This is a genomic window from Bartonella sp. PS7NMGDW, assembly GCF_042193585.1.
GTDB lineage: Bacteria > Pseudomonadota > Alphaproteobacteria > Rhizobiales > Rhizobiaceae > Bartonella > Bartonella grahamii.
In genome coordinates this window covers 114,484-136,973 of record NZ_JBHILX010000007.1, presented here as the reverse complement: position 1 = coordinate 136,973, position 22,490 = coordinate 114,484, and the positions used below count along the sequence as shown (strand labels likewise).

The window sequence follows — 22,490 nt, the reverse complement described above, 5'->3', positions numbered from 1 at the left end:
GTTTTGCTATTCGTGAAGGTGGTCGTACTGTTGGTGCCGGTATCGTCTCTAAGATCATTGAATAAATAATGCTTGTTGAGTGCTTTTATTATTGAAGGCACTTTCTATAACAGGGAAATAAAGAGCATGAACAGTCAAAATATTCGCATTCGCTTAAAAGCGTTTGATCATAGAATTCTTGATACGTCGACGCGTGAGATTGTATCGACTGCTAAACGTACTGGTGCAAATGTCCGTGGTCCCATTCCGCTTCCGACGCGGATTGAGAAGTTTACGGTCAATCGTGGACCCCATATCGATAAGAAGAGTCGTGAGCAGTTTGAGATGCGAACACATAAGCGTCTTCTTGATATTGTTGATCCAACGCCGCAAACAGTGGATGCGCTTATGAAGCTCGATCTTTCTGCTGGTGTGGATGTAGAAATTAAGCTCTGAGGTTTGAGGACAGAAGGAACAGACCCGATGCGTTCAGGTGTAATAGCACAGAAGCTGGGCATGACCCGTATTTATAATGATGCTGGTGAGCATGTGCCGGTGACCGTACTTCGTTTGGAGAATTGTCAAGTCGTTGCTCAGCGTACAGTTGAAAAGAATGGTTATACTGCTGTTCAATTAGGTGTAGGCTTTGCTAAAGTTAAGAACACTTCACAAGCTCTTCGTGGACATTTTGCTAAGGCTTCTGTTGAGCCTAAAGCTAAAATAGCAGAGTTTCGTGTGAGTCCCGACAATCTTCTTGATGTTGGTACTGAGATTACAGTGGAACATTTTGTTCCAGGACAGAGAGTTGATGTGACTGGTACCAGTATTGGTAAGGGGTTTGCTGGTGTTATGAAACGGCATAACTTTGGTGGGCATCGTGCTTCCCATGGTAATTCGATCACACATCGTGCTCATGGTTCTACAGGGCAGTGCCAAGATCCTGGTAAAGTTTTTAAAGGTAAAAAAATGGCTGGCCATATGGGGCAAGTGCGTGTAACAACACAGAATATTGAAGTTATTTCCACGGATAGTGAACGTGGTTTAATTTTAGTGCGTGGTGCTGTTTCTGGTTCTAAAGGTTCTTGGATTTTGGTACGGGATGCTGTGAAGAAGCGTCTTCCTGATAATGCTCCAAAGCCTGCTGGTATTCGCCGTCTTGTGAAGGAGAAAACGGAAATGGTTACTCCGGTGACGGAAACCTCTGAAGTTGAGGGAGCCTAATAATGGATCTTGTAATTAAAACTCTTGATGGTAATGAAGCTGGCAAGTTAAAGGTTTCTGAAGCTATTTTTGATCTTGTTCCACGTGAGGATATTTTGCAACGCGTTGTTCGCTGGCAGCTTGCACGCCGTCAGCAGGGGAGTCATCAATCCCAAGGTCGTTCTGATGTGTCACGAACAGGGGCAAAAATGTTTAAGCAAAAAGGAACAGGGCGTGCTCGACATTCATCTGCCCGTGCACCGCAGTTTAGAGGTGGGGGTAAGGCACATGGACCGGTGGTTCGTAGCCATGCGCATGATCTTCCTAAAAAGATTCGTGCTCTTGGGTTACGTCTTGCTTTATCTGCAAAATTAAAAGCAAAAGACTTAATTATTGTGGATGAGTTGACTGTTAAGGATGCGAAAACGAAAATGCTTGTTTCTCATTTTTCTAAGCTTGGATTTAATAACGCTCTCTTGATTGGTGGTAAAGAGATTGATATTAACTTTTTTCGTGCAGTCTCTAATATCCCTAATATTGATATTTTGCCTATTCAGGGAATTAATGTTTATGATATTTTGCGTCGCAGCAAACTTGTTTTATCAAAGGCAGCTGTTGAGGCTCTTGAGGAGCGTTTTAAATGACAGATCTTCGCCATTATGATATAATTATTAGTCCAGTTATTACTGAAAAGTCGACTATGATTTCTGAATATAATCAAGTTGCTTTTAATGTCGCGCCGAAAGCGACGAAGCCTGAGATTAAGGCTGCTATTGAAGCGCTTTTTAGCGTAAAAGTTAAAGCAGTTAACACGATAGTCCGCAAGGGTAAAGTGAAGCGTTTCAAAGGTATAGTTGGTCGGCAAAGTGATGTCAAAAAAGCGATCGTAACTCTGGCCAGTGGTCAGACTATCGACGTTTCGACAGGTCTTTAAAGAGGCTCGGAGATAGGAATAATGGCACTTAAGCAATTTAATCCAACGACACCTGGGCAGCGTCAGCTTGTTATTGTGGAACGTTCTTGTCTTTATAAGGGAAAGCCTATAAAGATGTTGACTGAAGGTTTGTCTTCAAAGGGTGGACGTAATAATCGCGGTCGTGTTACTGCTCGTTTTCAGGGTGGTGGACATAAACGTAGTTATCGGTTTGTCGACTTTAAGCGTCTTAAACGTGATGTTTCAGCAAAGGTTGAGCGTTTAGAATATGATCCTAACCGTACTGCTTTTATTGCTTTAATTCGCTATGAGGACGGGCAATTGTGTTATATTCTTGCGCCACAGCGTCTTGCGGTTGGTGATTCTGTTATGGCTGGTTTAAATGTGGATGTTAAACCAGGTAATGCTATGCCTCTTGCTAATATGCCTGTAGGTACAATTATTCATAATGTTGAGATGAAGCCAGGAAAAGGGGGGCAGATTGCACGTTCAGCGGGTACTTATGCGCAGTTGGTTGGACGAGATCATGGTATGGCTATTCTTCGTTTAAATTCTGGTGAACAGCGTTTGGTTCCTAGTAGCTGTTTTGCAACTGTTGGTGCTGTTTCAAATCCTGATCATGGGAATATTAATGATGGTAAGGCAGGTCGGTCACGTTGGCGTGGTAAACGTCCACATGTTCGTGGTGTTGCTATGAACCCTGTTGATCATCCGCACGGTGGTGGTGAAGGTCGTACATCGGGGGGGCGCCATCCAGTATCTCCTTGGGGTAAGCCTACGAAAGGTAAGCGTACGCGCTCCAATAAAGCCACTGATAAATTTATTATGCGTACGCGTCATCAACGCAAGAAATGAGAAAGGTAGTCTGAAGTGGTTCGTTCAGTGTGGAAAGGTCCGTTTGTTGACGGCTATCTTCTTGGTAAAGCAGAGAAGGTACGTGCAAGTGGGCGCAATGAAGTTATAAAAATATGGAGTCGTCGCTCTACTATTTTACCGCAATTTGTTGGTTTAACTTTTGGTGTTTACAACGGTAATAAGCATATTCCTGTTTCTGTTTCTGAAGAGATGGTTGGACATAAGTTTGGTGAGTTCGCTCCTACCCGGACTTATTATGGTCATGGTGCCGATAAAAAAGCGAAGAGGAAGTAGGAATGGGAAAAGCTAAAGTTTCGCGCCAGCTTAGAGATAATGAAGCAAGAGCTGTCACGCGGACAATTCGTGTTAGTCCGCAGAAGCTTAATTTAGTTGCTGCAATGATTCGTGGTAAAAGAGTTAATGTGGCACTCGCTGATTTGATGTTTTCACGCAAGCGTATTGCTGCTACTGTGAAAAAAACGCTTGAATCAGCAATTGCAAATGCAGAGAATAACCACGATCTTGATATTGATTCGCTTATTGTGGCGGAAGCTTATGTTGGTAAGTCGATAGTGATGAAGCGCTTTCATGTTCGTGGTCGAGGGCGTGCTAGTAGAATTGAACGTCCATTTTCGCATCTTACTGTTATTGTTCGTGAAGTTACCGAAAAAGTGGAGGCCGCGTAATGGGTCAGAAGATCAATCCAATAGGACTTCGTCTTGGTGTTAATCGGACTTGGGATTCTCGTTGGTATGCTGATAGTGGTGAATATGGGCGCCTTCTTCATGAAGATTTGAAAATTCGTTCATACGTGCTGGAGGAACTTAAACAGGCGGCTATTTCGAAGGTTGTTATTGAGCGTCCTCATAAGAAGTGTCGTATTACGATTCATTCTGCACGTCCTGGTTTGATTATTGGTAAAAAGGGTGCTGATATCGAAAAGCTTCGTCGTAAGCTCTCGGAAATGACGGATGCTGAAACTTCATTGAATATTGTGGAGATTCGTAAACCGGAGATTGATGCTACGATTATTGCGCAATCAATTGCTCAACAGTTAGAGCGTCGTGTTGCTTTTCGTCGTGCAATGAAGCGTGCTGTTCAGTCTGCTATGCGTCTTGGTGCGGAAGGTATTCGTATCAATTGTTCTGGCCGTCTTGGTGGTGCTGAAATTGCTCGTATGGAATGGTATCGTGAAGGTCGTGTTCCACTTCATACCTTGCGTTCTGATGTTGATTACGGTACAGCAGAAGCTAAGACTGCTTATGGTATTTGTGGTATTAAAGTTTGGGTCTTTAAGGGTGAGATTCTTGAGCATGATCCGATGGCTTCAGAACGTCGTGCTACGGAAGTTGATCAATCTGGTTCTTCATCGAATCGTCGCCGTGAAAATGCTTAGTTTTTGAGATTGAACTAAAATTTGGAGTAGAGAACAATGTTGCAGCCAAAGCGCACAAAGTTCCGTAAACAGTTCAAGGGCCGTATTCACGGTGTTGCGAAGGGTGGTACGGATTTGAATTTCGGTGCCTACGGTTTGAAGGCTGTTGAGCCGGAGCGGATTACTGCTCGTCAAATTGAAGCGGCGCGCCGTGCGATTACGCGTTATATGAAGCGTTCTGGTCGTGTGTGGATTCGCATTTTTCCAGATCTTCCGGTTACATCTAAGCCGACTGAAGTTCGTATGGGTAAAGGTAAGGGAAGTGTCGATTATTGGGCTGCACGTGTTGCTCCTGGACGCATCATGTTTGAGCTTGATGGAGTTCCTGAGGATGTTGCACGTGAAGCACTAAGATTGGGTGCTGCAAAGTTGCCTATAAAAACGCGTTTCATCCAGCGTATTGCTGAATAATGAGGTTAAGCGATGAAAGCCACAGAATTACGGGCGCAAACGCTCGACCAAATGAAAGATGAATTGGCTAAGTTAAAGAAAGAGCAATTTAATTTGCGTTTTCAAAAAGCAACAGGTCAATTAGAAAAGACTGCGCGTGTTAGACAGGTTCGTCGTGATATTGCGCGTATTAAAACTTTTCTTCGTCAAAAGGTAAGTGAAAGTAAGGTTTAAGGAAATGAGAGATGCCTAAACGCGTTTTGCAGGGTGTTGTTATTAGCGACAAAAGTGATAAGACTGTTGTTGTCAAAGTTGAGCGCCGTTATTCTCATCCGCTTCTTAAGAAGACTGTTCGGCAGTCTAAAAATTATAAAGCGCATGACGAAAACAACCAATTCAAGATTGGGGATCAAGTTTCTATTCAAGAATCTAGACCAATTTCGAAAGATAAATGTTGGATTGTTGTAAAAGACAATGTAGCGTAATGAGTTAAGTTTATTGTTTTAGAATTTAACAGTGTTTTTATCATTGATAAATTTAAAGGCGATGACTTTATCGTTATTTGGCAGGCAAATCCGAGTGTATAAAAGGTACAATCGGATATATGTGTTAAGAGAAGGTGGCCAGTCATGATTCAGATGCAAACAAACCTCGACGTTGCTGATAATTCTGGTGCTCGTCGTGTCATGTGCATCAAGGTGTTAGGCGGTTCAAAGCGGAAATATGCTTCGGTCGGTGACATTATTGTTGTTTCGGTTAAGGATGCTATTCCTCGTGGCCGTGTTAAAAAAGGTGATGTTATGAAAGCTGTTGTGGTTCGTACTGCTAAGGATATTCGTCGCGCAGATGGTAGTGTCATTCGTTTTGATAGTAATGCTGCGGTTTTAGTGGATAATAAAAAAGAGCCGATCGGTACTCGTATCTTTGGACCTGTTCCCCGCGAATTGCGTGGTAGGAATCATATGAAGATCATCTCGCTCGCTCCTGAAGTTCTGTAAGGAGTAAATGTTATGCAGAAGATTCGAAAAGGTGATAAAGTTGTTGTTTTATCCGGTAAGGATAAAGGATGTAGTGGTGAAGTAATTAAGGTTAGTCCAAAAGAGAATAAGGCTTTTGTTCGTGGGATTAATATGATTAAACGTCATCAACGTCAAACGCAGAAGCAAGAAGCTGGAATTATTTCTAAAGAAGCTCCGATTCATCTGTCTAATTTGGCGATTGCTGATCCTAAAGATGGTAAGCCTACACGTGTAGGCTTTCGTATGAATGCAGATGGTAATAAAGTGCGTTTTGCCAAGCGTTCGGGAGAGTTGATTAATGGCTGAGGAAAGACAAATACCGCGTATGAAAGCGCATTATTTTGAAGTGATTCGTAAAGCGCTTCAAGAGAAGTTTAATTACAGAAATGCGATGCAAATTCCGCGGATTGATAAAATTGTAATAAATATGGGGATAGGTGAAGCAACTGCTGATTCGAAGAAGCCTTCTCTTGCTGCTGAGGATTTAGGGCTAATAACAGGTCAGAAGGCTGTTGTTACACGTGCGCGTAATTCTATTGCGACCTTTAAGGTTCGTGAAGGAATGCCTCTTGGGGCTAAAGTTACATTGCGTAAAGATCGTATGTTTGAGTTTTTAGATCGTCTTGTTACGATTGCTCTTCCACGGGTTCGTGACTTTCGTGGTTTGAATCCAAAGAGTTTTGATGGTCGTGGCAATTTTGCTATGGGTATTAAAGAACACATTGTGTTTCCAGAAATCAACTATGATAAAGTTGATCAAATTTGGGGCATGGATATTATTGTTTGTACGACAGCAAAAACGGATGATGAAGCTCGTGAGTTATTGCGTGCTTTTAATTTTCCTTTTCGTTCGTAACGGCAGACATAGTGAGGTGAAAGTATGGCCAAAGTAAGTGCCGTTGAAAAAAATAAGCGTCGTGAGGTGATGGTAAAGCGTTATGCTGCCCGTCGTGCACGTTTGAAAGCAATAGTTATGGATCAGAAGGTTTCTCTTGAAGAACGTTTTAAAGCTTCTGTTCAGTTGGCAGAGTTGCCACGTAATTCTTCGAAAGTTCGTATTCGTAATCGCTGTGAGGTTTCAGGTCGTCCGCGGGCTTATTATCGTAAATTAAAAATGTCGCGAATTGCGTTGCGTGAGCTTGGCTCTATTGGCCATATTCCTGGTATTGTAAAGTCTAGTTGGTAAGAGGAGATTATTTAATGTCTATGTCAGATCCTCTTGGTGATATGTTAACACGTATTCGTAATGCACTTGGTCGTAAAAAAGGTAAAGTAGTTACTCCAGCTTCGAAGCTTCGTGTGCACGTTCTTGATGTTCTTCAGTCGGAAGGTTATATTCGTGGATATAATCAAATTGATTTAGGTGATGGGAAAGCTGAAATTGAAATCGAATTGAAGTATTTTGAAGGGCTGGCTGCTATTCGTGAGATTTCACGTGTATCAAAGCCAGGTCGTCGTGTGTATGTTTCTGCTAAGTCACTTCCACAGGTGGCAAATGGTCTTGGTATTTCGATTTTATCGACTCCTAAAGGCGTCATGGCAGATCATGAGGCGCGTGAACAGAATGTTGGTGGAGAACTCCTTTGTCGTGTTTTCTAAGTTATGTCAAGAAAACGGAAGAAAAAGTAGGTTAGAACAATGTCTCGTATTGGAAAGAAACCCATTTCAATTCCTTCTGGAGTTACTGCTACTGTTGAAGGTCAGCTGGTTAAGGCAAAAGGTCCAAAAGGTGAGCTGAGCTACGTCGTCAATGATGAAGTCTTAGTCAAGTTTGAGGAAAATATCATATCAGTTATGCCGCGGGATCAGTCAAAAGATGCGCGTTCTAAATGGGGTATGTCGCGCTCAATGATTGAGAACATTTTTTGTGGTGTGAAAGATGGTTTTGAAAAGAGGTTGGAGATTAATGGGGTTGGTTATCGTGCTGCTTTGCAGGGTAAGGATGTCCAACTATCTCTAGGATTTTCCCATGATGTGGTTTATAAAGTTCCATCGGGTGTTACTGTAACTGTTCCTAAGCCGACAGAAATTGTTGTTTCTGGAATTGATAAACAGCAAGTTGGACAAGTTGCAGCGGAGATTCGTGAGTATCGTAGACCTGAGCCTTATAAAGGTAAAGGTGTTAAGCATGCAGATGAACGTATCTTCCGTAAAGAAGGTAAAAAGAAATAAGGATTTTGTATTATGGTTTCATCTAAGGACATTATCCAACGTCGTGCAAGGCGTGTTCGTCGTAGAATTAAAATGGTTTCTCATGATCGTCCTCGGCTTAGTGTTTATCGTTCAAATCAGAACATTTATGCTCAAGTTATCGATGATTTGCGGGGATGTACACTTGTTTCAGCCTCTACTCTTGAAAGTGATTTAAAAAAGTCGTTAAAGAGTGGTGCTGATAAAAAAGCAGCTTTTGCTGTTGGTAAGTTAATTGCTGAGCGTGCGAAGCAAGCGGGTGTTAATGAAGTGGTTTTTGATCGTGGAGCGTATGTGTATCATGGTCGAGTCAAGGCTTTAGCTGAAGCTGCTCGTGAAGGTGGTTTGAATTTCTAAAATTTCTTATTTGTGAGTGAGTAAGGAGAGTTTAGATTATTTCGTTTAAGTTCTTCCAGTTTGATGAGGGACTTTGTTATCGTGCTTCCGGAAAAGAAAAAGGAATGAGGAATGGCACAAAAAGAACGTGGTGAGAGAGAAGAACGCGATAATGAGTTTGTCGATAGGCTAGTTCATATCAATCGTGTTGCTAAAGTTGTAAAGGGTGGTCGGCGTTTTGGTTTTGCTGCTCTTGTTGTCGTTGGAGATCAAAAAGGACGTGTAGGTTTTGGACATGGTAAAGCCCGTGAAGTTCCAGAAGCCGTTCGTAAAGCAACGGAATCTGCAAAACGTGGGATGATTTATGTTCCGCTTCGGTCTGGACGTACATTGCACCATGATCTTGAAGGGCGTCATGGAGCTGGGCGTGTTTTGCTACGTTCGGCTTCTGCTGGTACTGGTATTATTGCTGGGGGACCGATGCGTGCTATTTTTGAAGCTCTTGGTATGCAGGATGTCGTTGCAAAATCATTGGGATCGTCTAATCCTTATAACATGGTTCGTGCAACATTTGATGCATTGAAACATCAAATGCATCCTAGAGATATTGCTGCTCAGCGTGGTATAAAATATTCGACTTTGCAGGCGCGTCGTCGCCATTTAGTTGACCTAGAAGGATAGTTTCTGAGATTATCAGAAAAGGAATTAGAAAATGGTTCAGAAAAAATCTCAGAGTGGTAAAACTATCACGGTTGAGCAAATTGGAAGCCCTATTCGAAACTCACGGATTCAGCGTGCAACCTTAAAGGGGCTTGGACTAAATAAAATGCGTCGTCGGCGCGTTTTAGATGATACACTTTGTGTGCGGGGTATGATTGCTCAGGTTCGGCATCTTGTTCGCGTTATAGATGAAGGTTAAGGGTTGCGGGAGTATTAGATATGAAACTCAATGAACTGCGTGATTGTGAAGGCGCAACAAAAAATCGTAAGCGTGTTGGGCGTGGTATTGGATCCGGTACGGGTAAGACTGGTGGTCGTGGTGTAAAAGGGCAAAAGTCGCGTTCTGGTGTTTCCCTTAATGGTTTTGAAGGTGGGCAAATGCCTATCTATCGTCGTTTGCCAAAACGTGGATTTAGAAATTTCTTTGCCAAAACCTACAATGAAGTTTCACTAGGACGTATTCAGTTGGCAGTTGATGCAGGTAAGTTGAATATTGAAAAGCCTGTTGATATGATTGCTTTGAAAGAAGCTGGTATTATTCGTCGTGAAAAAGATGGGGTTCGTCTTCTTTCTGATGGTGATTTGAAAGCTAAGATTACCTTTCATGTTTCTGGTGCTTCACAAGCTGCTCGTGTTAAGATTGAAAAAGTGGGTGGTCAGGTTATTTTTCCTGATATTGCTCAATAATTTTTTATATGAGTAGAGACCTAAAGAAGAGTTACATCTGTTCTGTGGGATCTTTTGTGGGGAATTTTTTAAGTTCTGCATTTATTTGTGTATGTATATATGAATTTTAGGGTTATACTTCCGTGATTTAAAGAACTGGAGTAGTGAAGTGGAGACGTTTTATGGCATCAGCAGCAGAGCAATTTGCTTCCAATATAAACTTCGGTACCTTTTCTCGTGCAACTGAATTAAAGAAACGCATCTGGTTTACTCTGGCAGCGCTTCTTGTATATCGCTTTGGCACTTACATCTCTCTTCCAGGTATTAATATCGATGCTTTACGGCAAACATTTGAACATCATGCGTCGGGTGTATTAGGACTCTTTAATATGTTTGCTGGGGGTGCCGTTGGGCGTATGGCTATTTTTGCGCTGGGTATCATGCCTTATATATCGGCATCTATTATTGTGCAATTGTTAACATCTATTATTCCTTCTTTGGAAACTCTTAAAAAAGAAGGGGAATTAGGTCGTAAGATTATCAATCAGTATACGCGTTATGTAACAGTAGTATTGGCAATTCTACAAGCTTTTGGTATTGCGATTGCGCTTGAAAGCGGTATAGGGACGGGGCTTCAAATTGTTTTAGAACCAGGTCTTATGTTTCGTATTTCTTCTGTTATTACCCTTGTTGGCGGAACGATGTTTCTCATGTGGCTTGGCGAGCAAATTACGTCACGTGGTGTTGGTAATGGGGTTTCTCTTATCATTTTTACAGGGATTGTAGCCAACTTTCCTTCTACTTTTGCTCAGCTTTTGACAGCTCATAGTCAGGCTGATTTATCAACTTTTCTTTTAATAGGAATCGTTCTTATTGCTGTTTTGGTTATTGGGCTTATTGTTTTTATAGAGCGTGCGCAACGGCGAATTCTTATCCAGTATCCGAAACGTCAGGTTGGGAATCAAATGTTTCAAGGAGATATGTCGCATCTTCCTTTAAAGTTGAATACTGCTGGTGTTATTCCACCTATTTTTGCTTCATCTTTATTATTATTACCTGCCACTATTAATAATTTTTCTGATAAAATGCCACAATGGGTTCAGGCGATTTCTTATGCTCTTGGTCATGGACAGCCACTTTATATGATTGTTTATGCATTTTTAATGGCGTTTTTTTGCTTTTTTTATACAGCTATTGTGTTTAATCCAAGTGATACTGCAGATCAGTTGAAAAAACATTCTGGTTTTATTCCAGGGATTCGTCCAGGTGAGCGTACAGCCGAATATATTGATTACGTTTTGACGCGTATTACTGTTGTGGGCGCTGTTTATATTATCTTGGTTTGTTTGTTACCTGAATTTATGATATCTGCATTGCAGGTTCCTTTTTATCTTGGGGGAACATCCTTGTTGATTGTTGTTACTGTTACGCTTGATACGGTTGCTCAAATTCAGGGGTATCTTGTTGCCCACCAATATGAAGGGTTGATAAAAAAATCAAAACTTCGTGGAGGTAGAAGGAATCGATGAGAGTTATTCTTTTAGGTCCTCCTGGAGCAGGAAAAGGTACGCAAGCAAAAATGTTGACCGAGGAATATAACATTCCTCATTTATCAACAGGGGATATGTTGCGTGAGGTGATTGCCAAAGAAACAGAGATTGGTAAAAAAGCTAAAGCTATTATAAGTTCTGGTGCTTTGGTTCCTGATAATATTGTTAACCAAATCGTATCAGATAGGATTGATGAAACTGATTGTGTAAACGGTTTTGTTTTGGATGGATATCCTCGAACTGTGGGGCAGGCAGAAGCGTTACAGCAGATTTTGCAGTCAAAAAATATGCGGCTTGATGCTGTTATTGAGTTGTGTGTTGATGAAGACGTGTTGATTGAACGTATGAAGAAGCGCGTTGAGGAAACAATAGCGGCTGGTGGACAGGTTCGTTTAGATGACAATCCTGTTGCTTTTGCAAAAAGATTAGTAGAATATCGTGAAAAAACCGCTCCCTTATCAAAATTTTATTCAGAGAGGGGAATGTTGAAGGTCATTGATGGAATGATTGGTATTACTGAAGTGACACGCATGATTAGAGGTTTTCTTTCATAAGATTTTTTTAGAAATAAATGAAAAGAGTTGACTTTTGAGATGAAATCTATCACAAACGAATTTAATTTATTTTAGTGAAATAATAGGATTCGGAAGAATTTTTTTCTGAGTCTATTTTTTTCTGTAAGGTATATCAGGTATTTTATAACAATTTGTCAAAATAACTAAGGAGAGTAGGCGTGGCTCGTATTGCTGGCGTCAATATCCCGACAAATAAGCGTGTAATTATTGCGCTTCAATATATCCACGGGATTGGACCAAAATTTGCTCAAGAAATTATTGAAAGAGTTGGCATTCCCTTGGGGCGTCGTGTGCATGAGCTTTCAGATGCTGAGGTGCTGCAGATTCGTGAGGCGATAGATCAAGGCTATCAAGTTGAAGGTGATCTTCGTCGTGAGGTTGCTATGAATGTTAAGCGTTTGATGGACCTTGGTTGTTATCGAGGATTGCGTCATCGCCGGTCTTTGCCTGTCCGAGGGCAGCGTACACATACAAATGCCCGTACGCGTAAAGGACCAGCTAAGGCAATTGCCGGTAAAAAGAAATAAGAGCCTTTTTGGAAGGTTTTTATATATTCTGTTTCTTGTTTGATTTTTTTGACAAGGAAAAGAAGGTGGAGCTGCTGATGTTACGGCAGTGATGAGATCGTTGAAAGGGAAATTATGGCCAAGGAAGCCACACGTGTTCGTCGTCGCGAACGTAAAAATATTTCATCGGGTGTTGTGCATATTAATTCAACATTTAATAACACAATGATTACTATTACTGATGCTCAGGGTAATGCAATTGCTTGGTCATCTGCGGGGGCCCAAGGGTTTAAAGGTGCGCGTAAATCGACACCTTTTGCTGCTCAAGTTGCTGCGGAGGATTGTGCAAGAAAAGCGCAAGAGCATGGTATGCGTTCTTTGGAAGTTGAAGTTTGTGGACCTGGATCAGGGCGTGAATCTGCTCTGCGTGCATTGCAATCTGTTGGTTTTGTCATTACTTCTATTCGTGATGTAACACCAATTCCTCATAATGGATGTCGTCCGCGGAAAAGGCGGCGTGTTTAATTGGGTGTTGTTTTTTGTTGTCGGAGATTTCTCTGATGTTCACATTGGTCGTTACGATTGAATGGTAACGGAACTAAAGAACGGGAATAAAAATATGATCCAGAAAAACTGGCAAGAACTTATTAAACCCAATAAGGTTGAATCATGTGCGCATGATAATCCAAATGTTATAAGTGTGATCGCTGAACCTCTTGAGCGGGGTTTTGGCTTAACGTTAGGAAATGCACTTCGTCGCGTGTTGTTATCTTCGCTTCGTGGTGCTGCTATTACTGCTGTGCAGATTGACGGTGTCTTACATGAATTTTCATCGATTCCAGGTGTGCGTGAGGATGTTACAGATATTATTCTGAATATAAAGGAAATTGCGCTTCGTATGGAAGAAGAAGGTCCTAAACGTGTCGTTGTTTATAAAGAGGGGCCTGGTGTCGTGAAAGCGGGAGATATCAGTACCGTTGGGGATATGCAAATTCTAAATCCAGATCATGTTATTTGTACTCTTGATGAAGATGCTGAAATTCGTATGGAGTTCATTGTCAACACAGGGAAGGGGTATGTTCCATCTGATCGTAATTGTGTTGATGATGCACGTATAGGGCTTATTCCAATTGATAGTCTTTATTCACCAATTCGTAAAGTGTCTTATAAAGTGGAAAATACGCGTGAAGGTCAAGTTTTGGATTATGATAAATTGACCTTAACGATTGAAACGAATGGTGCGGTTAATGGAGAGGATGCTGTTGCTTTTGCTGCACGCATTCTTCAGGATCAATTATCGCTATTTATTAACTTTGAAGAGCCACAGAAGGAGCCTGTTGAAGAGGCTGATTCTGAGCTTTCTTTTAATCCTGCTCTTCTCAAAAAAGTGGATGAATTAGAACTTTCAGTTCGTTCGGCAAATTGTCTTAAGAATGATAATATTGTCTATATTGGTGATCTTATTCAAAAAACAGAATCTGAAATGCTTCGTACACCGAATTTTGGTCGCAAATCGTTGAATGAGATTAAAGAAGTTTTGGCATGTATGGGATTACATCTTGGGATGGAAATTCCTGCGTGGCCGCCTGAAAACATTGATGATCTTGCAAAACGTTATGAAGATCAATATTAAAATTAGAATTTAAGGAGAGGGCTTATGCGCCACAGTAAGTCAGGACGCAAGTTGAATCGTACTGCCAGTCACCGTAAAGCGATGTTTGCAAATATGGCAACTTCGTTGATCGAGCATGAGCAGATTGTGACAACGCTTCCAAAGGCTAAAGAAATTCGTCCTATTGTTGAAAAACTCGTTACTCTTGGTAAGCGTGGTGGTTTGCATGCGCGTCGGCAAGCAATTGCAGCACTTCGTGATGCAGGAAAGGTTGCAAAATTATTTGATACGCTTGCGCCACGTTATGCATCACGCAACGGTGGATATTTACGTATTATGAAAGCGGGGTTTCGTACCGGTGATAATGCGCCTATGGCTGTTATAGAATTTGTTGATCGTGATGTTGAAGCGAAGGGTGCTGGGGATCGTGCTCGCATGGAGGCTTCTGAGAATGAAAAGGGGACATCTTCGTAGAGTTTTTTAATTCTGTTAGATTTTTTAAGGCCGCCTTGTCTTAGGCGGTTTTTTTGTGAGCATTTTTAAGTTTGTTTTAATTGAGAAATAGGTGCAGAGAGAAAATTATAGGACATTGAATTATCTTATTTTTATAATATTTATTGTTCAAATAGGTTGTTTTTATTCTCTATTATGAAATATTAATAGAGATCCTTAATTTGCGGGGATGAGTTTTTTAATTCTATTAATCTTCAACAGAATGTACTGGTTTTATAAGGAGTGGATTATGAGATATTCTTTTTGGGTGCGGATTTTTTTTGCAATTATGATGCAGATATCATTTGATCATGTATATGCTCATGTGCCTCAAACACAAACAGAAATCACTCTTTCATTTGCTCCTTTAGTTAAAAAGACAGTTCCATCTGTTGTAAATATTTATGCAGCTCGACAAATTAGAGCACGATCACCTTTTGAAGGCGATCCATTTTTTGAGCAATTTTTTGGTCGTTTTCAAAATAACTTTCCTGTTCGTAAGCAATCGTCATTAGGATCAGGGGTGATTGTTGATGCACGTGGTTTGATTGTTACAAATTACCACGTCATTAAAGATGCAAGCGAAATTAAAGTGGCTTTTTCTGATGGGCGGGAGTTTGAGAGTAAGATCGTGCTCAAAGATGAAGCAACTGATATTGCAATTCTTGAAGTTGAGGAAAAAGATGCTCAATTCCCTGTTCTTTCTTTGGGAAATTCTGATGCTGTTGAAGTTGGTGATCTTGTTCTTGCTATTGGTAATCCTTTTGGTGTTGGTCAAACAGTTACAAGTGGTATTGTTTCAGCGCAAGCGCGTACACGTGTTGGGATTTCTGATTTTGACTTTTTTATTCAAACAGACGCTGCCATTAATCCAGGGAATTCTGGTGGCGCTTTAATTGATATGAAAGGTCAATTAATCGGAATTAATACGGCTATTTATTCGCGTTCTGGTGGTTCTGTAGGGATTGGTTTTGCTATTCCAGTTAATCTTGTAAAAGTGATGCTTGATACTGTTAAACGCGGTGGAAAATATTTTGTGCCGCCTTATATAGGGGCTTCTTTTCAAAATGTTACACCTGATATTGCTGGTGGTTTAGGTTTAGAACGTCCCTATGGTGCTCTGATTATTGAAGTTATCAAAGATAGTCCTGCTGAAAAAGCTGGATTGAAAGTAGGTGATGTTATTTTGAGTGTGCAAGGGGTACGCGTTGATACTCCAGATAGTCTTGGGTATCGTTTGATGACAGCTGACGTTGAGCATAGTCTTGCTTTGGAATATTTACGAAATGGAAAAACTTTAAAAACACAAATAACAGTTTCATCGATATCAGAAACTGCATTTTTAAAATCTGAAAAAATCACGGGTGACAGTCCTCTTGCTGGTGCTGAAGTGTTAGATTTAACACCGCAAAATAGTCGACGTTTTCATCTTCCTATATCTGCAAAAGGGGTTGTGATTACCAACCTTGATGACATGAGCAATGCAGCTGGAATTTTTCAGTCAGGAGATATTCTACGTGTTGTAAATGGTCATAAAATTCAAACAGTTCATCAGTTGAAAAAGGTTCTTATGCAAGCTCGTTCGCGTACTTGGCAATTGGAATATGAACGTGATGGTATGTATATTCGCCAATTTATTCGTTGAGGTTTTTTTTGAAGAAAGATTTTTTTACTTCGTCGTTTGATTTTCAAGTTAATAAAAATCAGCCACTTGCAGAAAGAATGCGCCCTTGTTCTCTCAATGATGTTGTGGGACAAAAGCATTTGATTGGAGAGGATGGTTTGCTTTCACGTATGGTGGCAACTGGCTCAATTGGATCGATGATTTTTTGGGGGCCTCCAGGGACGGGAAAAACAACCGTTGCACGTTTGTTAGCACTTGAAACGAACTTCGCATTTGAACAGATTTCTGCTATTTTTACAGGAGTTTCTGAACTTAAAAAGATTTTTGAAGTTGCGCAGAGGCGTTTTATATCTGGAGATAAAACAGTTCTCTTTGTTGATGAAATTCATCGGTTTAATCGTGCACAGCAGGATAGTTTTCTTTCTGTGATGGAAGATGGTACTGTGGTACTTATAGGTGCAACAACCGAAAATCCTTCTTTTGAACTTAATGCTGCTCTTCTTTCGCGTGCACGTGTTGTAACATTTCTTTCACATGATCATGAAAGTTTGGACATGCTTTTGAGGCGTGCTGAAGAAGTGGAGGGAAAAACTCTTCCCTTGGATAATGATGCCAGAGACGTTTTGATAGAGATGTCTGATGGTGATGCGCGGGTAGCGTTAACATTGGCAGAGGAAGTTTGGTCTATTGCACCATTGGGAGAGATTCTTGATGTTGTTGCTTTGCAAAAAGTTATTCAGCGTCGTGTGCCCATTTATGATAAAGGACGAGATGGGCATTATAATCTCATTTCAGCGTTGCATAAATCCGTTCGTGGATCTGATCCTGATGCTGCGCTTTATTATTTGGCACGTATGTTGGATGCTGGTGAAGATCCTCTCTATATTGGGCGAAGATTGGTTCGTATGGCTGTTGAAGATGTTGGTTTGGCGGATCCTCAAGCTCTTGTCATTTGTAATGCAGCAAAAGATGCCTATGATTATTTAGGATCACCAGAAGGAGAATTGGCTTTGGCGCAAGCATGTCTTTATGTTGCAACTGCGCCAAAGTCAAATGCAACATATCTCGCGTATAAAGCAGCACTGCGTTGTGCGCGCAAAAATGGCTCTTTATCACCTCCTAAGCATATTCTTAATGCTCCTACGAAATTTATGAAGGAGGAAGGGTTTGGAAATGGTTATTGTTATGACCATGATGAACCAGACGCTTTTTCAGGACAAGAATATTTTCCCGAAAAACTTGGGCGTCAGAGTTATTATAAGCCAGTTGAGCGTGGTTTTGAGCGTGAAATTGTAAAACGTCTTGAGTGGTGGAAACAATTGCGCAAAAAACGTAAAGATCAAAAATAAAATTTGAGTAGAAACACATGTTTTATTGATCTTGGATTTATTTTTTATCTCTTATGTTATTGTATGAGCAATTTAGCTTATATTTTAAATATTTATTGCATTGCTCGTAGAGATTTTTTTGATATCTTCAAAAGTGCATATTCTTTTATCAAATTTAAATGTGTTATTCAACTTTTAAGCTGCTTTATTTTTGTGGTTTTTATTAAATAATATAATTGATTTATAACGATAACTCACTGTTTTGTAAGTTGAATGAAAGTCCTAAATACCGTGAATTTTACTCATTCCAAGCCTGGTATTTGTTGAAGCAATCAAATCATTCGCTTGTGTGTTATAAGCAGGATTAGCGTGTGATAAAAACTGTACAAGAAAGAACTAAAAATTCTTCTTATGAAGCGTCTTAAGTGCCGAGAGTTGTCGCAACATTGGGAGATGATAAATAGTGTGATGGTGCCGACTTTCTCATTCTTTAGTGTAAAGATGGTGGCTCCCAAAGGGCTTTACAGTATACCGCATTCATGGGTGTTGTCACGAAGTGAGGTTTGGGGGTGTTGAGAGATGTTTCTTAAATCAAGTGCATGAATATGCAACACAATGGCGTTTTGTTCTTTGATGCGATAGGGGATGAGGTTGATTGATAATGCGTTTTTGTGTGATCAATAGCAGGAGAATTCTTAGTCTCTTAAGTACTTAATCAAAGGGATAAGCAGAAGGGCAGTAGAACATTGTGTTTAAATTTAAATTGTTCCTTTTCTAGAGGGATATAAATATGCTAACTACGCTCTCATGGGGATATTATTTTATTGGAGTTTATTTTGTGTGATAAGATAAGCAATGCCAATTCTTTATTGTGATGGTCATGAATGTTATGGGCATAATGTGGGGATAGGAATGGAAATAGTCTGTGAAAATCTAAACTCAAGCCTTTAGTTAAATTAAAAGTACAGTGTACACTTAAGTTTTAGGTTATTATGAATCGGTCAAGGATATAATCGTGGATAAAACAAAAGCTCTCGATGCTGCTCTCTCACAAATTGAACGTTCTTTTGGTAAAGGCTCGATTATGCGTCTTGGGCAAAAAGAGCAGGTTGTTGAAATTGAAACAGTTCCAACAGGGTCGTTATCCTTAGATATTGCTTTGGGGATTGGTGGATTACCGAAGGGGCGTATTGTTGAGATTTATGGACCAGAAAGTTCTGGGAAAACAACATTGGCTCTACATGCTATTGCTGAGGCACAGAAAGGGGGTGGGATTTGTGCTTTTATTGATGCAGAGCATGCACTTGATCCTATTTATGCGCGTAAGCTTGGTGTTGATTTAGAAAATTTGTTCATTTCTCAGCCAGATACTGGTGAACAGGCATTGGAAATTACAGAAACGTTGGTTCGTTCTGGTGCAGTTGATGTGCTTGTTGTGGATTCTGTCGCGGCTTTAACACCGCGAGCAGAAATTGACGGTGAAATGGGTGATGCTTTGCCCGGATTGCAAGCTCGGTTAATGAGTAAAGCTTTGCGAAAATTAACAGCAGCAATTTTTCGCTCTAACTGTATGGTTGTCTTTATTAATCAAATTCGCATGAAAATTGGTGTAATGTTTGGTTCTCCCGAAACGACAACGGGTGGAAACGCTTTAAAGTTTTATGCTTCTGTTCGTTTAGATATTCGTCGCATTGGATCCATTAAAGATAGGGATGCAATCGTTGGTAATCAGACGCGTGTTAAAGTGGTGAAGAATAAACTGGCACCCCCATTCAAACAAGTTGAGTTTGATATTATTTATGGTGAAGGTATTTCCAAAGTAGGTGAATTGATTGATTTGGGTGTCAAGGTTGGTATTGTGGAAAAATCTGGTGCTTGGTTTTCTTATAATTCTCAGCGTTTAGGACAGGGGCGTGAAAATGCAAAGCAGTTTTTACGTGAACATGCGGAAATAGCTACAGAGATTGAATCAGCTTTGCGTCAAAATGCTGGTTTGATTGCGATTGAATTGTTAGAAAATGCAGGGTCAGAAAATATAGAAAGTGATGAAACCATTTGATGGAGCGTTTTTTTCGTCTATAATTTTTTTCCTTTAAGATTTTTCTGTTTTTTTGTTTGAGTTTTTAAATATACAGTCATTTTTTTCTCAATTTTTTAAAACAAATATTCCATTCTTTGATTAAATTGACTCCATGCGTGGCGAAGAGGATATTTAATGAGGGGGGATTTTTCTTTTATGGTTTTGTGCTGTATTAAGCAGGTGTCAGTATGAATAGTGTTAATAATATTCGGTCAATATTTTTGGATTATTTTCATCGTAATGGGCATAAAGTTCTTTCTTCTAGTCCGCTTGTTCCGCGAAATGATCCTACACTTATGTTTACAAATGCAGGGATGGTGCAGTTTAAAAATGTTTTTACTGGACTTGAACAACCTCCTTATAAGCAGGCAACAACGGCACAAAAATGTGTTCGTGCGGGTGGAAAGCATAATGATCTTGATAATGTTGGTTATACGGCGCGCCATCATACATTTTTTGAAATGCTGGGTAATTTTTCTTTCGGTGATTATTTCAAAGAAGAAGCCATTTTTTTATCATGGAATCTTTTAACAAAGGAATTTTGCCTGCCAAAAGATAAATTGTTGGTGACAGTTTACCAGAGTGATGATGTTGCTGCTGAACTGTGGCGTAAAATTTCAGGTCTTCCAGATGAAAAAATTGTCCGTATTGCGACGGCTGATAATTTTTGGTCGATGGGAGAAACAGGCCCTTGTGGGCCTTGTTCGGAGATTTTTTATGATCATGGTGATAAAATCTGGGGCGGTCCTCCTGGAAGTATGGAAGAAGATGGCGATCGCTTTATTGAGATTTGGAATCTTGTTTTTATGCAATATGAGCAGATTTCCAAGGAGGAACGTGTTGACTTGCCTCATCCTTCTATTGATACCGGTATGGGATTAGAGCGTATTGCTGCTGTTTTGCAGGGTGTTCATGATAATTATGATATTGATCTTTTTCGTGCATTAATTGCTGCATCAGAAGAAATTACAGGGATTGAGGCAAAGGGTGATTTTATTGCCAGCCATCGTGTCATTGCTGATCATCTTCGTTCATCTGCATTTTTGATTGCTGATGGTGTGCTTCCTTCTAATGAAGGAAGAGGATATGTTTTACGTCGTATTATGCGTCGTGCTATGCGTCATGCGCATCTTCTTGGTGCTAAAGAGCCATTGATGTGGCGACTTTTGCCTGCTTTAATTCGCGAAATGGGACAAGCCTATCCTGAATTGGTGCGTGCTCAATCTTTGATTTCAGAAACTTTAAGGTTAGAAGAAATACGTTTTCGTAAAACGCTTGAACGAGGACTTGGTTTGTTAAATGAAGCAAGTACCGATCTTAAAGAAGGAGATCATTTAAATGGTGAAGTTGCTTTCAAGCTTTATGATACCTATGGTTTTCCGCTTGATTTAACGCAGGATGTTTTGCGGCGTCGTGGAATATCTGTTGATGTTGATACCTTTAATAAAGCGATGGAACGTCAAAAAGAGGAAGCGCGTGCCAATTGGTCTGGTTCTGGGGAAGCTGTAACAGAAAAGATCTGGTTTTCTGTTCGTGATCAAGTGGGGGCCACAGAGTTTTTAGGTTATGAAACTGAGACAGCGAAAGGTATTCTTACAGCTCTTGTGTGTGATGGTAAAATTGTTGATCATATTTCTTCAGGTCAGAAAGCTATATTTGTTGTTAATCAGACACCTTTTTATGGTGAATCTGGTGGGCAAATTGGTGATAGCGGTATCATTTCTGGTGAAAATTTTATTTTTGAGGTGCATGATACCCAAAGAAAGGGTGATGGTCTTTTTATTCATATTGGGGAGGTGAAATCTGGTCAGGCATCGAGATCTGATTGTGTCGAATTAACGGTTGATATTGTTCGTCGTAAGAAAATTCGCGCGAATCATTCTGCTACTCATTTGTTACACGAAGCTTTACGACAAGTTTTGGGATCTCATGTTACACAAAAGGGCTCTCTTGTATCGCCAGATCGGTTGCGTTTTGATTTTTCACATCCAAAATCCGTTTCACCAGAAGAACTGAAAAAAATAGAAGATTTAGCAAATGAGATTATTTTGCAAAATAGTAGAGTGATAACGCGCCTCATGGCTGTAGATGATGCCATTTCTGAAGGAGCAATGGCATTGTTTGGTGAAAAATATGGTGATGAAGTTCGCGTTGTTTCTATGGGGGAGCCACTTGAACAGGGAAGATTAGAAAAGCGTTGGTCAATAGAGCTTTGTGGAGGTACACATGTGGAGCGAACAGGTGATATCGGTTTGATTCATATTGTTTCTGAAAGTTCTGTAGCTGCTGGAGTGCGGCGTATTGAAGCTTTAACAGGCAAAGAAGCACGTCTTTATCTTAGCCGCCAAGATGAACGTATTCATGAAATTGCTGATCTTTTAAAAACTTCTTCTGTTGGTGTGGAAGAACGGGTGCGAATTTTGCTTGATGATCGTCGTAAACTTGAAAAAGAATTGAATGATGTACGCAAGAAAATGATGTTGAGTGGTGGAATAACAGAAAGGAGCCAAGGTGATATTACTATCATCAATGGGTTTTCTTTTACCGGACGCGTTGTTAAAAATATTTTACCACGGGATCTTAAGGCGCTCGTCGATTCTGAGAAAAAACAAATCGGATCTGGAGTGGTTGCGTTTATTAGTGTCTCGGAGGATGGAAAAGGGAGTGCTGTTGTCGGTGTTACGAATGATTTAACTCATAGATTGAATGCTGTTGATCTCGTTCGTATTCTTTCAGCTATGCTTGGTGGTAAAGGTGGAGGTGGCCGTCCTGATATGGCGCAGGCTGGTGGTCCTGAGGGGAACAAAGCTGATGAGGCATTTGCAGCACTAAAAGATTTTTTGGAAAAAAATTAAAGAATGAAATCATTCTGCATAGGTTTTTTTTACATTTTTATATTGGGTTGGCATCTAAGTATTAAGAATATCTGTCTTGTGTATTTCTGAAATGCAGATACAGCGTAATTGGGGAAAAATACATTTGTAAAGATAAAAGCAGTG

Annotated in this window: 31 protein-coding genes and 1 pseudogene; all 32 read left to right on the top strand. The window is 40.4% G+C overall.

Annotation, left to right across the window (positions count from 1 at the left end; genetic code table 11):
• Positions 1-65, top strand: a pseudogene (locus tag ACFIKJ_RS05650) (elongation factor Tu); the annotation flags it as partial.
• 61 nt (positions 66-126) lie between these two features.
• On the top strand, positions 127-435 hold the full coding sequence (gene rpsJ / locus ACFIKJ_RS05645) for a 30S ribosomal protein S10 (protein ID WP_005773267.1): 309 nt from the start codon (positions 127-129) through the stop codon (positions 433-435).
• Between the two features lie 27 nt (positions 436-462).
• The gene (gene rplC / locus ACFIKJ_RS05640; protein WP_015856587.1) at positions 463-1,200 is read left to right on the top strand and encodes a 50S ribosomal protein L3; all 738 of its coding nucleotides are present in this window, start codon (positions 463-465) and stop codon (positions 1,198-1,200) included.
• A 2-nt stretch (positions 1,201-1,202) separates the two neighbouring features.
• Positions 1,203-1,823 (top strand): 50S ribosomal protein L4, encoded by a 621-nt coding sequence (gene rplD / locus ACFIKJ_RS05635; protein ID WP_015856586.1) that lies wholly within the window; start codon positions 1,203-1,205, stop codon positions 1,821-1,823.
• Positions 1,820-2,113 carry a 50S ribosomal protein L23 gene (locus ACFIKJ_RS05630; RefSeq protein WP_375619911.1) on the top strand — a complete coding sequence of 98 codons (294 nt, stop codon included), beginning with the start codon at positions 1,820-1,822 and terminating at the stop codon, positions 2,111-2,113. Before rplD ends, ACFIKJ_RS05630 begins: the two co-directional genes overlap by 4 nt.
• Before the next feature lie 21 nt (positions 2,114-2,134).
• Positions 2,135-2,968: a 50S ribosomal protein L2 gene (gene rplB, locus ACFIKJ_RS05625; RefSeq protein WP_375670334.1), complete on the top strand. Its 834-nt coding sequence runs from the start codon at positions 2,135-2,137 to the stop codon at positions 2,966-2,968.
• 15 nt (positions 2,969-2,983) lie between these two features.
• Complete coding sequence (gene rpsS / locus ACFIKJ_RS05620) at positions 2,984-3,262, top strand: 30S ribosomal protein S19 (RefSeq protein WP_004855734.1); 279 nt, start codon at positions 2,984-2,986, stop codon at positions 3,260-3,262.
• A gap of 2 nt (positions 3,263-3,264) precedes the next feature.
• The gene (gene rplV / locus ACFIKJ_RS05615; RefSeq protein ID WP_208439680.1) at positions 3,265-3,654 is read left to right on the top strand and encodes a 50S ribosomal protein L22; all 390 of its coding nucleotides are present in this window, start codon (positions 3,265-3,267) and stop codon (positions 3,652-3,654) included.
• On the top strand, positions 3,654-4,364 hold the full coding sequence (rpsC, locus tag ACFIKJ_RS05610) for a 30S ribosomal protein S3 (protein WP_015856582.1): 711 nt from the start codon (positions 3,654-3,656) through the stop codon (positions 4,362-4,364). Before rplV ends, rpsC begins: the two co-directional genes overlap by 1 nt.
• Positions 4,365-4,400: 36 nt before the next feature.
• Positions 4,401-4,814: a 50S ribosomal protein L16 gene (rplP, locus tag ACFIKJ_RS05605; protein WP_015856581.1), complete on the top strand. Its 414-nt coding sequence runs from the start codon at positions 4,401-4,403 to the stop codon at positions 4,812-4,814.
• 12 nt (positions 4,815-4,826) lie between these two features.
• Positions 4,827-5,027 carry a 50S ribosomal protein L29 gene (rpmC, locus tag ACFIKJ_RS05600; RefSeq protein WP_273788260.1) on the top strand — a complete coding sequence of 67 codons (201 nt, stop codon included), beginning with the start codon at positions 4,827-4,829 and terminating at the stop codon, positions 5,025-5,027.
• Positions 5,028-5,038: 11 nt separating this feature from the next.
• Complete coding sequence (rpsQ, locus tag ACFIKJ_RS05595) at positions 5,039-5,278, top strand: 30S ribosomal protein S17 (RefSeq protein ID WP_012231991.1); 240 nt, start codon at positions 5,039-5,041, stop codon at positions 5,276-5,278.
• Between the two features lie 144 nt (positions 5,279-5,422).
• Positions 5,423-5,791 carry a 50S ribosomal protein L14 gene (gene rplN / locus ACFIKJ_RS05590; RefSeq protein WP_004855715.1) on the top strand — a complete coding sequence of 123 codons (369 nt, stop codon included), beginning with the start codon at positions 5,423-5,425 and terminating at the stop codon, positions 5,789-5,791.
• A 12-nt stretch (positions 5,792-5,803) separates the two neighbouring features.
• Complete coding sequence (rplX, locus tag ACFIKJ_RS05585) at positions 5,804-6,118, top strand: 50S ribosomal protein L24 (protein WP_015856579.1); 315 nt, start codon at positions 5,804-5,806, stop codon at positions 6,116-6,118.
• Positions 6,111-6,668, top strand: coding sequence for a 50S ribosomal protein L5 (rplE, locus tag ACFIKJ_RS05580; RefSeq protein WP_015856578.1), 558 nt, complete (start codon positions 6,111-6,113; stop codon positions 6,666-6,668). Before rplX ends, rplE begins: the two co-directional genes overlap by 8 nt.
• A gap of 24 nt (positions 6,669-6,692) precedes the next feature.
• Positions 6,693-6,998 carry a 30S ribosomal protein S14 gene (gene rpsN / locus ACFIKJ_RS05575; RefSeq protein WP_005773283.1) on the top strand — a complete coding sequence of 102 codons (306 nt, stop codon included), beginning with the start codon at positions 6,693-6,695 and terminating at the stop codon, positions 6,996-6,998.
• Positions 6,999-7,012: 14 nt separating this feature from the next.
• On the top strand, positions 7,013-7,411 hold the full coding sequence (gene rpsH / locus ACFIKJ_RS05570; protein ID WP_375626998.1) for a 30S ribosomal protein S8: 399 nt from the start codon (positions 7,013-7,015) through the stop codon (positions 7,409-7,411).
• Positions 7,412-7,450: 39 nt separating this feature from the next.
• Positions 7,451-7,984 carry a 50S ribosomal protein L6 gene (rplF, locus tag ACFIKJ_RS05565; protein ID WP_015856576.1) on the top strand — a complete coding sequence of 178 codons (534 nt, stop codon included), beginning with the start codon at positions 7,451-7,453 and terminating at the stop codon, positions 7,982-7,984.
• 12 nt (positions 7,985-7,996) lie between these two features.
• Positions 7,997-8,359 carry a 50S ribosomal protein L18 gene (gene rplR, locus ACFIKJ_RS05560; RefSeq protein ID WP_015856575.1) on the top strand — a complete coding sequence of 121 codons (363 nt, stop codon included), beginning with the start codon at positions 7,997-7,999 and terminating at the stop codon, positions 8,357-8,359.
• 111 nt (positions 8,360-8,470) lie between these two features.
• Positions 8,471-9,019, top strand: a complete 549-nt coding sequence (gene rpsE / locus ACFIKJ_RS05555) for a 30S ribosomal protein S5 (RefSeq protein ID WP_015856574.1) — start codon at positions 8,471-8,473, stop codon at positions 9,017-9,019.
• A 31-nt stretch (positions 9,020-9,050) separates the two neighbouring features.
• Positions 9,051-9,257 carry a 50S ribosomal protein L30 gene (gene rpmD / locus ACFIKJ_RS05550; RefSeq protein ID WP_375626995.1) on the top strand — a complete coding sequence of 69 codons (207 nt, stop codon included), beginning with the start codon at positions 9,051-9,053 and terminating at the stop codon, positions 9,255-9,257.
• 20 nt (positions 9,258-9,277) lie between these two features.
• A complete protein-coding gene (rplO, locus tag ACFIKJ_RS05545; RefSeq protein WP_015856572.1) occupies positions 9,278-9,745 on the top strand; it encodes a 50S ribosomal protein L15 in 468 nt (155 codons plus the stop codon).
• A gap of 161 nt (positions 9,746-9,906) precedes the next feature.
• Entirely contained in the window at positions 9,907-11,253 is a 1,347-nt protein-coding gene (gene secY, locus ACFIKJ_RS05540; protein WP_375626992.1) for a preprotein translocase subunit SecY, read from the top strand.
• Positions 11,250-11,828 carry an adenylate kinase gene (locus ACFIKJ_RS05535; protein WP_015856570.1) on the top strand — a complete coding sequence of 193 codons (579 nt, stop codon included), beginning with the start codon at positions 11,250-11,252 and terminating at the stop codon, positions 11,826-11,828. The genes secY and ACFIKJ_RS05535 overlap by 4 nt, the downstream gene beginning before the upstream one ends.
• Positions 11,829-12,007: 179 nt before the next feature.
• Positions 12,008-12,376, top strand: a complete 369-nt coding sequence (gene rpsM, locus ACFIKJ_RS05530; protein ID WP_026500557.1) for a 30S ribosomal protein S13 — start codon at positions 12,008-12,010, stop codon at positions 12,374-12,376.
• A 114-nt stretch (positions 12,377-12,490) separates the two neighbouring features.
• The gene (gene rpsK, locus ACFIKJ_RS05525) at positions 12,491-12,880 is read left to right on the top strand and encodes a 30S ribosomal protein S11 (protein ID WP_007347762.1); all 390 of its coding nucleotides are present in this window, start codon (positions 12,491-12,493) and stop codon (positions 12,878-12,880) included.
• A 94-nt stretch (positions 12,881-12,974) separates the two neighbouring features.
• A complete protein-coding gene (locus ACFIKJ_RS05520) occupies positions 12,975-13,988 on the top strand; it encodes a DNA-directed RNA polymerase subunit alpha (protein ID WP_375626041.1) in 1,014 nt (337 codons plus the stop codon).
• 24 nt (positions 13,989-14,012) lie between these two features.
• Positions 14,013-14,441: a 50S ribosomal protein L17 gene (gene rplQ / locus ACFIKJ_RS05515; RefSeq protein WP_273791421.1), complete on the top strand. Its 429-nt coding sequence runs from the start codon at positions 14,013-14,015 to the stop codon at positions 14,439-14,441.
• 268 nt (positions 14,442-14,709) lie between these two features.
• A complete protein-coding gene (locus tag ACFIKJ_RS05510) occupies positions 14,710-16,104 on the top strand; it encodes a DegQ family serine endoprotease (protein ID WP_375648467.1) in 1,395 nt (464 codons plus the stop codon).
• 8 nt (positions 16,105-16,112) lie between these two features.
• Positions 16,113-17,432: a replication-associated recombination protein A gene (locus ACFIKJ_RS05505; protein ID WP_375626988.1), complete on the top strand. Its 1,320-nt coding sequence runs from the start codon at positions 16,113-16,115 to the stop codon at positions 17,430-17,432.
• Between the two features lie 994 nt (positions 17,433-18,426).
• Positions 18,427-19,470, top strand: coding sequence for a recombinase RecA (gene recA, locus ACFIKJ_RS05500; RefSeq protein WP_015856564.1), 1,044 nt, complete (start codon positions 18,427-18,429; stop codon positions 19,468-19,470).
• Positions 19,471-19,679: 209 nt separating this feature from the next.
• Positions 19,680-22,346: an alanine--tRNA ligase gene (gene alaS / locus ACFIKJ_RS05495; RefSeq protein ID WP_375651823.1), complete on the top strand. Its 2,667-nt coding sequence runs from the start codon at positions 19,680-19,682 to the stop codon at positions 22,344-22,346.
• The last annotated feature ends 144 nt before the right edge of the window (positions 22,347-22,490 follow it).

Bases quoted from the DNA above. Each gene is read 5' to 3' on its own strand.
- rpsN (WP_005773283.1), top strand. From the start codon at position 6,693: ATGGCCAAAGTAAGTGCCGTTGAAAAAAATAAGCGTCGTGAGGTGATG.
- rpsE (WP_015856574.1), top strand. From the start codon at position 8,471: ATGGCACAAAAAGAACGTGGTGAGAGAGAAGAACGCGATAATGAGTTT.
- rplO (WP_015856572.1), top strand. From the start codon at position 9,278: ATGAAACTCAATGAACTGCGTGATTGTGAAGGCGCAACAAAAAATCGT.
- rplQ (WP_273791421.1), top strand. From the start codon at position 14,013: ATGCGCCACAGTAAGTCAGGACGCAAGTTGAATCGTACTGCCAGTCAC.
- rplE (WP_015856578.1), top strand. From the start codon at position 6,111: ATGGCTGAGGAAAGACAAATACCGCGTATGAAAGCGCATTATTTTGAA.
- rplD (WP_015856586.1), top strand. From the start codon at position 1,203: ATGGATCTTGTAATTAAAACTCTTGATGGTAATGAAGCTGGCAAGTTA.
- secY (WP_375626992.1), top strand. From the start codon at position 9,907: ATGGCATCAGCAGCAGAGCAATTTGCTTCCAATATAAACTTCGGTACC.
- rpsQ (WP_012231991.1), top strand. From the start codon at position 5,039: ATGCCTAAACGCGTTTTGCAGGGTGTTGTTATTAGCGACAAAAGTGAT.
- rplN (WP_004855715.1), top strand. From the start codon at position 5,423: ATGATTCAGATGCAAACAAACCTCGACGTTGCTGATAATTCTGGTGCT.
- rpsC (WP_015856582.1), top strand. From the start codon at position 3,654: ATGGGTCAGAAGATCAATCCAATAGGACTTCGTCTTGGTGTTAATCGG.
- alaS (WP_375651823.1), top strand. From the start codon at position 19,680: ATGAATAGTGTTAATAATATTCGGTCAATATTTTTGGATTATTTTCAT.
- rpmC (WP_273788260.1), top strand. From the start codon at position 4,827: ATGAAAGCCACAGAATTACGGGCGCAAACGCTCGACCAAATGAAAGAT.
- rplP (WP_015856581.1), top strand. From the start codon at position 4,401: ATGTTGCAGCCAAAGCGCACAAAGTTCCGTAAACAGTTCAAGGGCCGT.
- rplX (WP_015856579.1), top strand. From the start codon at position 5,804: ATGCAGAAGATTCGAAAAGGTGATAAAGTTGTTGTTTTATCCGGTAAG.
- rplB (WP_375670334.1), top strand. From the start codon at position 2,135: ATGGCACTTAAGCAATTTAATCCAACGACACCTGGGCAGCGTCAGCTT.
- ACFIKJ_RS05535 (WP_015856570.1), top strand. From the start codon at position 11,250: ATGAGAGTTATTCTTTTAGGTCCTCCTGGAGCAGGAAAAGGTACGCAA.
- rplC (WP_015856587.1), top strand. From the start codon at position 463: ATGCGTTCAGGTGTAATAGCACAGAAGCTGGGCATGACCCGTATTTAT.
- rpsJ (WP_005773267.1), top strand. From the start codon at position 127: ATGAACAGTCAAAATATTCGCATTCGCTTAAAAGCGTTTGATCATAGA.
- rplF (WP_015856576.1), top strand. From the start codon at position 7,451: ATGTCTCGTATTGGAAAGAAACCCATTTCAATTCCTTCTGGAGTTACT.
- rpsH (WP_375626998.1), top strand. From the start codon at position 7,013: ATGTCTATGTCAGATCCTCTTGGTGATATGTTAACACGTATTCGTAAT.
- rplR (WP_015856575.1), top strand. From the start codon at position 7,997: ATGGTTTCATCTAAGGACATTATCCAACGTCGTGCAAGGCGTGTTCGT.
- rpsK (WP_007347762.1), top strand. From the start codon at position 12,491: ATGGCCAAGGAAGCCACACGTGTTCGTCGTCGCGAACGTAAAAATATT.
- ACFIKJ_RS05520 (WP_375626041.1), top strand. From the start codon at position 12,975: ATGATCCAGAAAAACTGGCAAGAACTTATTAAACCCAATAAGGTTGAA.
- ACFIKJ_RS05630 (WP_375619911.1), top strand. From the start codon at position 1,820: ATGACAGATCTTCGCCATTATGATATAATTATTAGTCCAGTTATTACT.
- ACFIKJ_RS05510 (WP_375648467.1), top strand. From the start codon at position 14,710: ATGAGATATTCTTTTTGGGTGCGGATTTTTTTTGCAATTATGATGCAG.
- rpmD (WP_375626995.1), top strand. From the start codon at position 9,051: ATGGTTCAGAAAAAATCTCAGAGTGGTAAAACTATCACGGTTGAGCAA.
- rplV (WP_208439680.1), top strand. From the start codon at position 3,265: ATGGGAAAAGCTAAAGTTTCGCGCCAGCTTAGAGATAATGAAGCAAGA.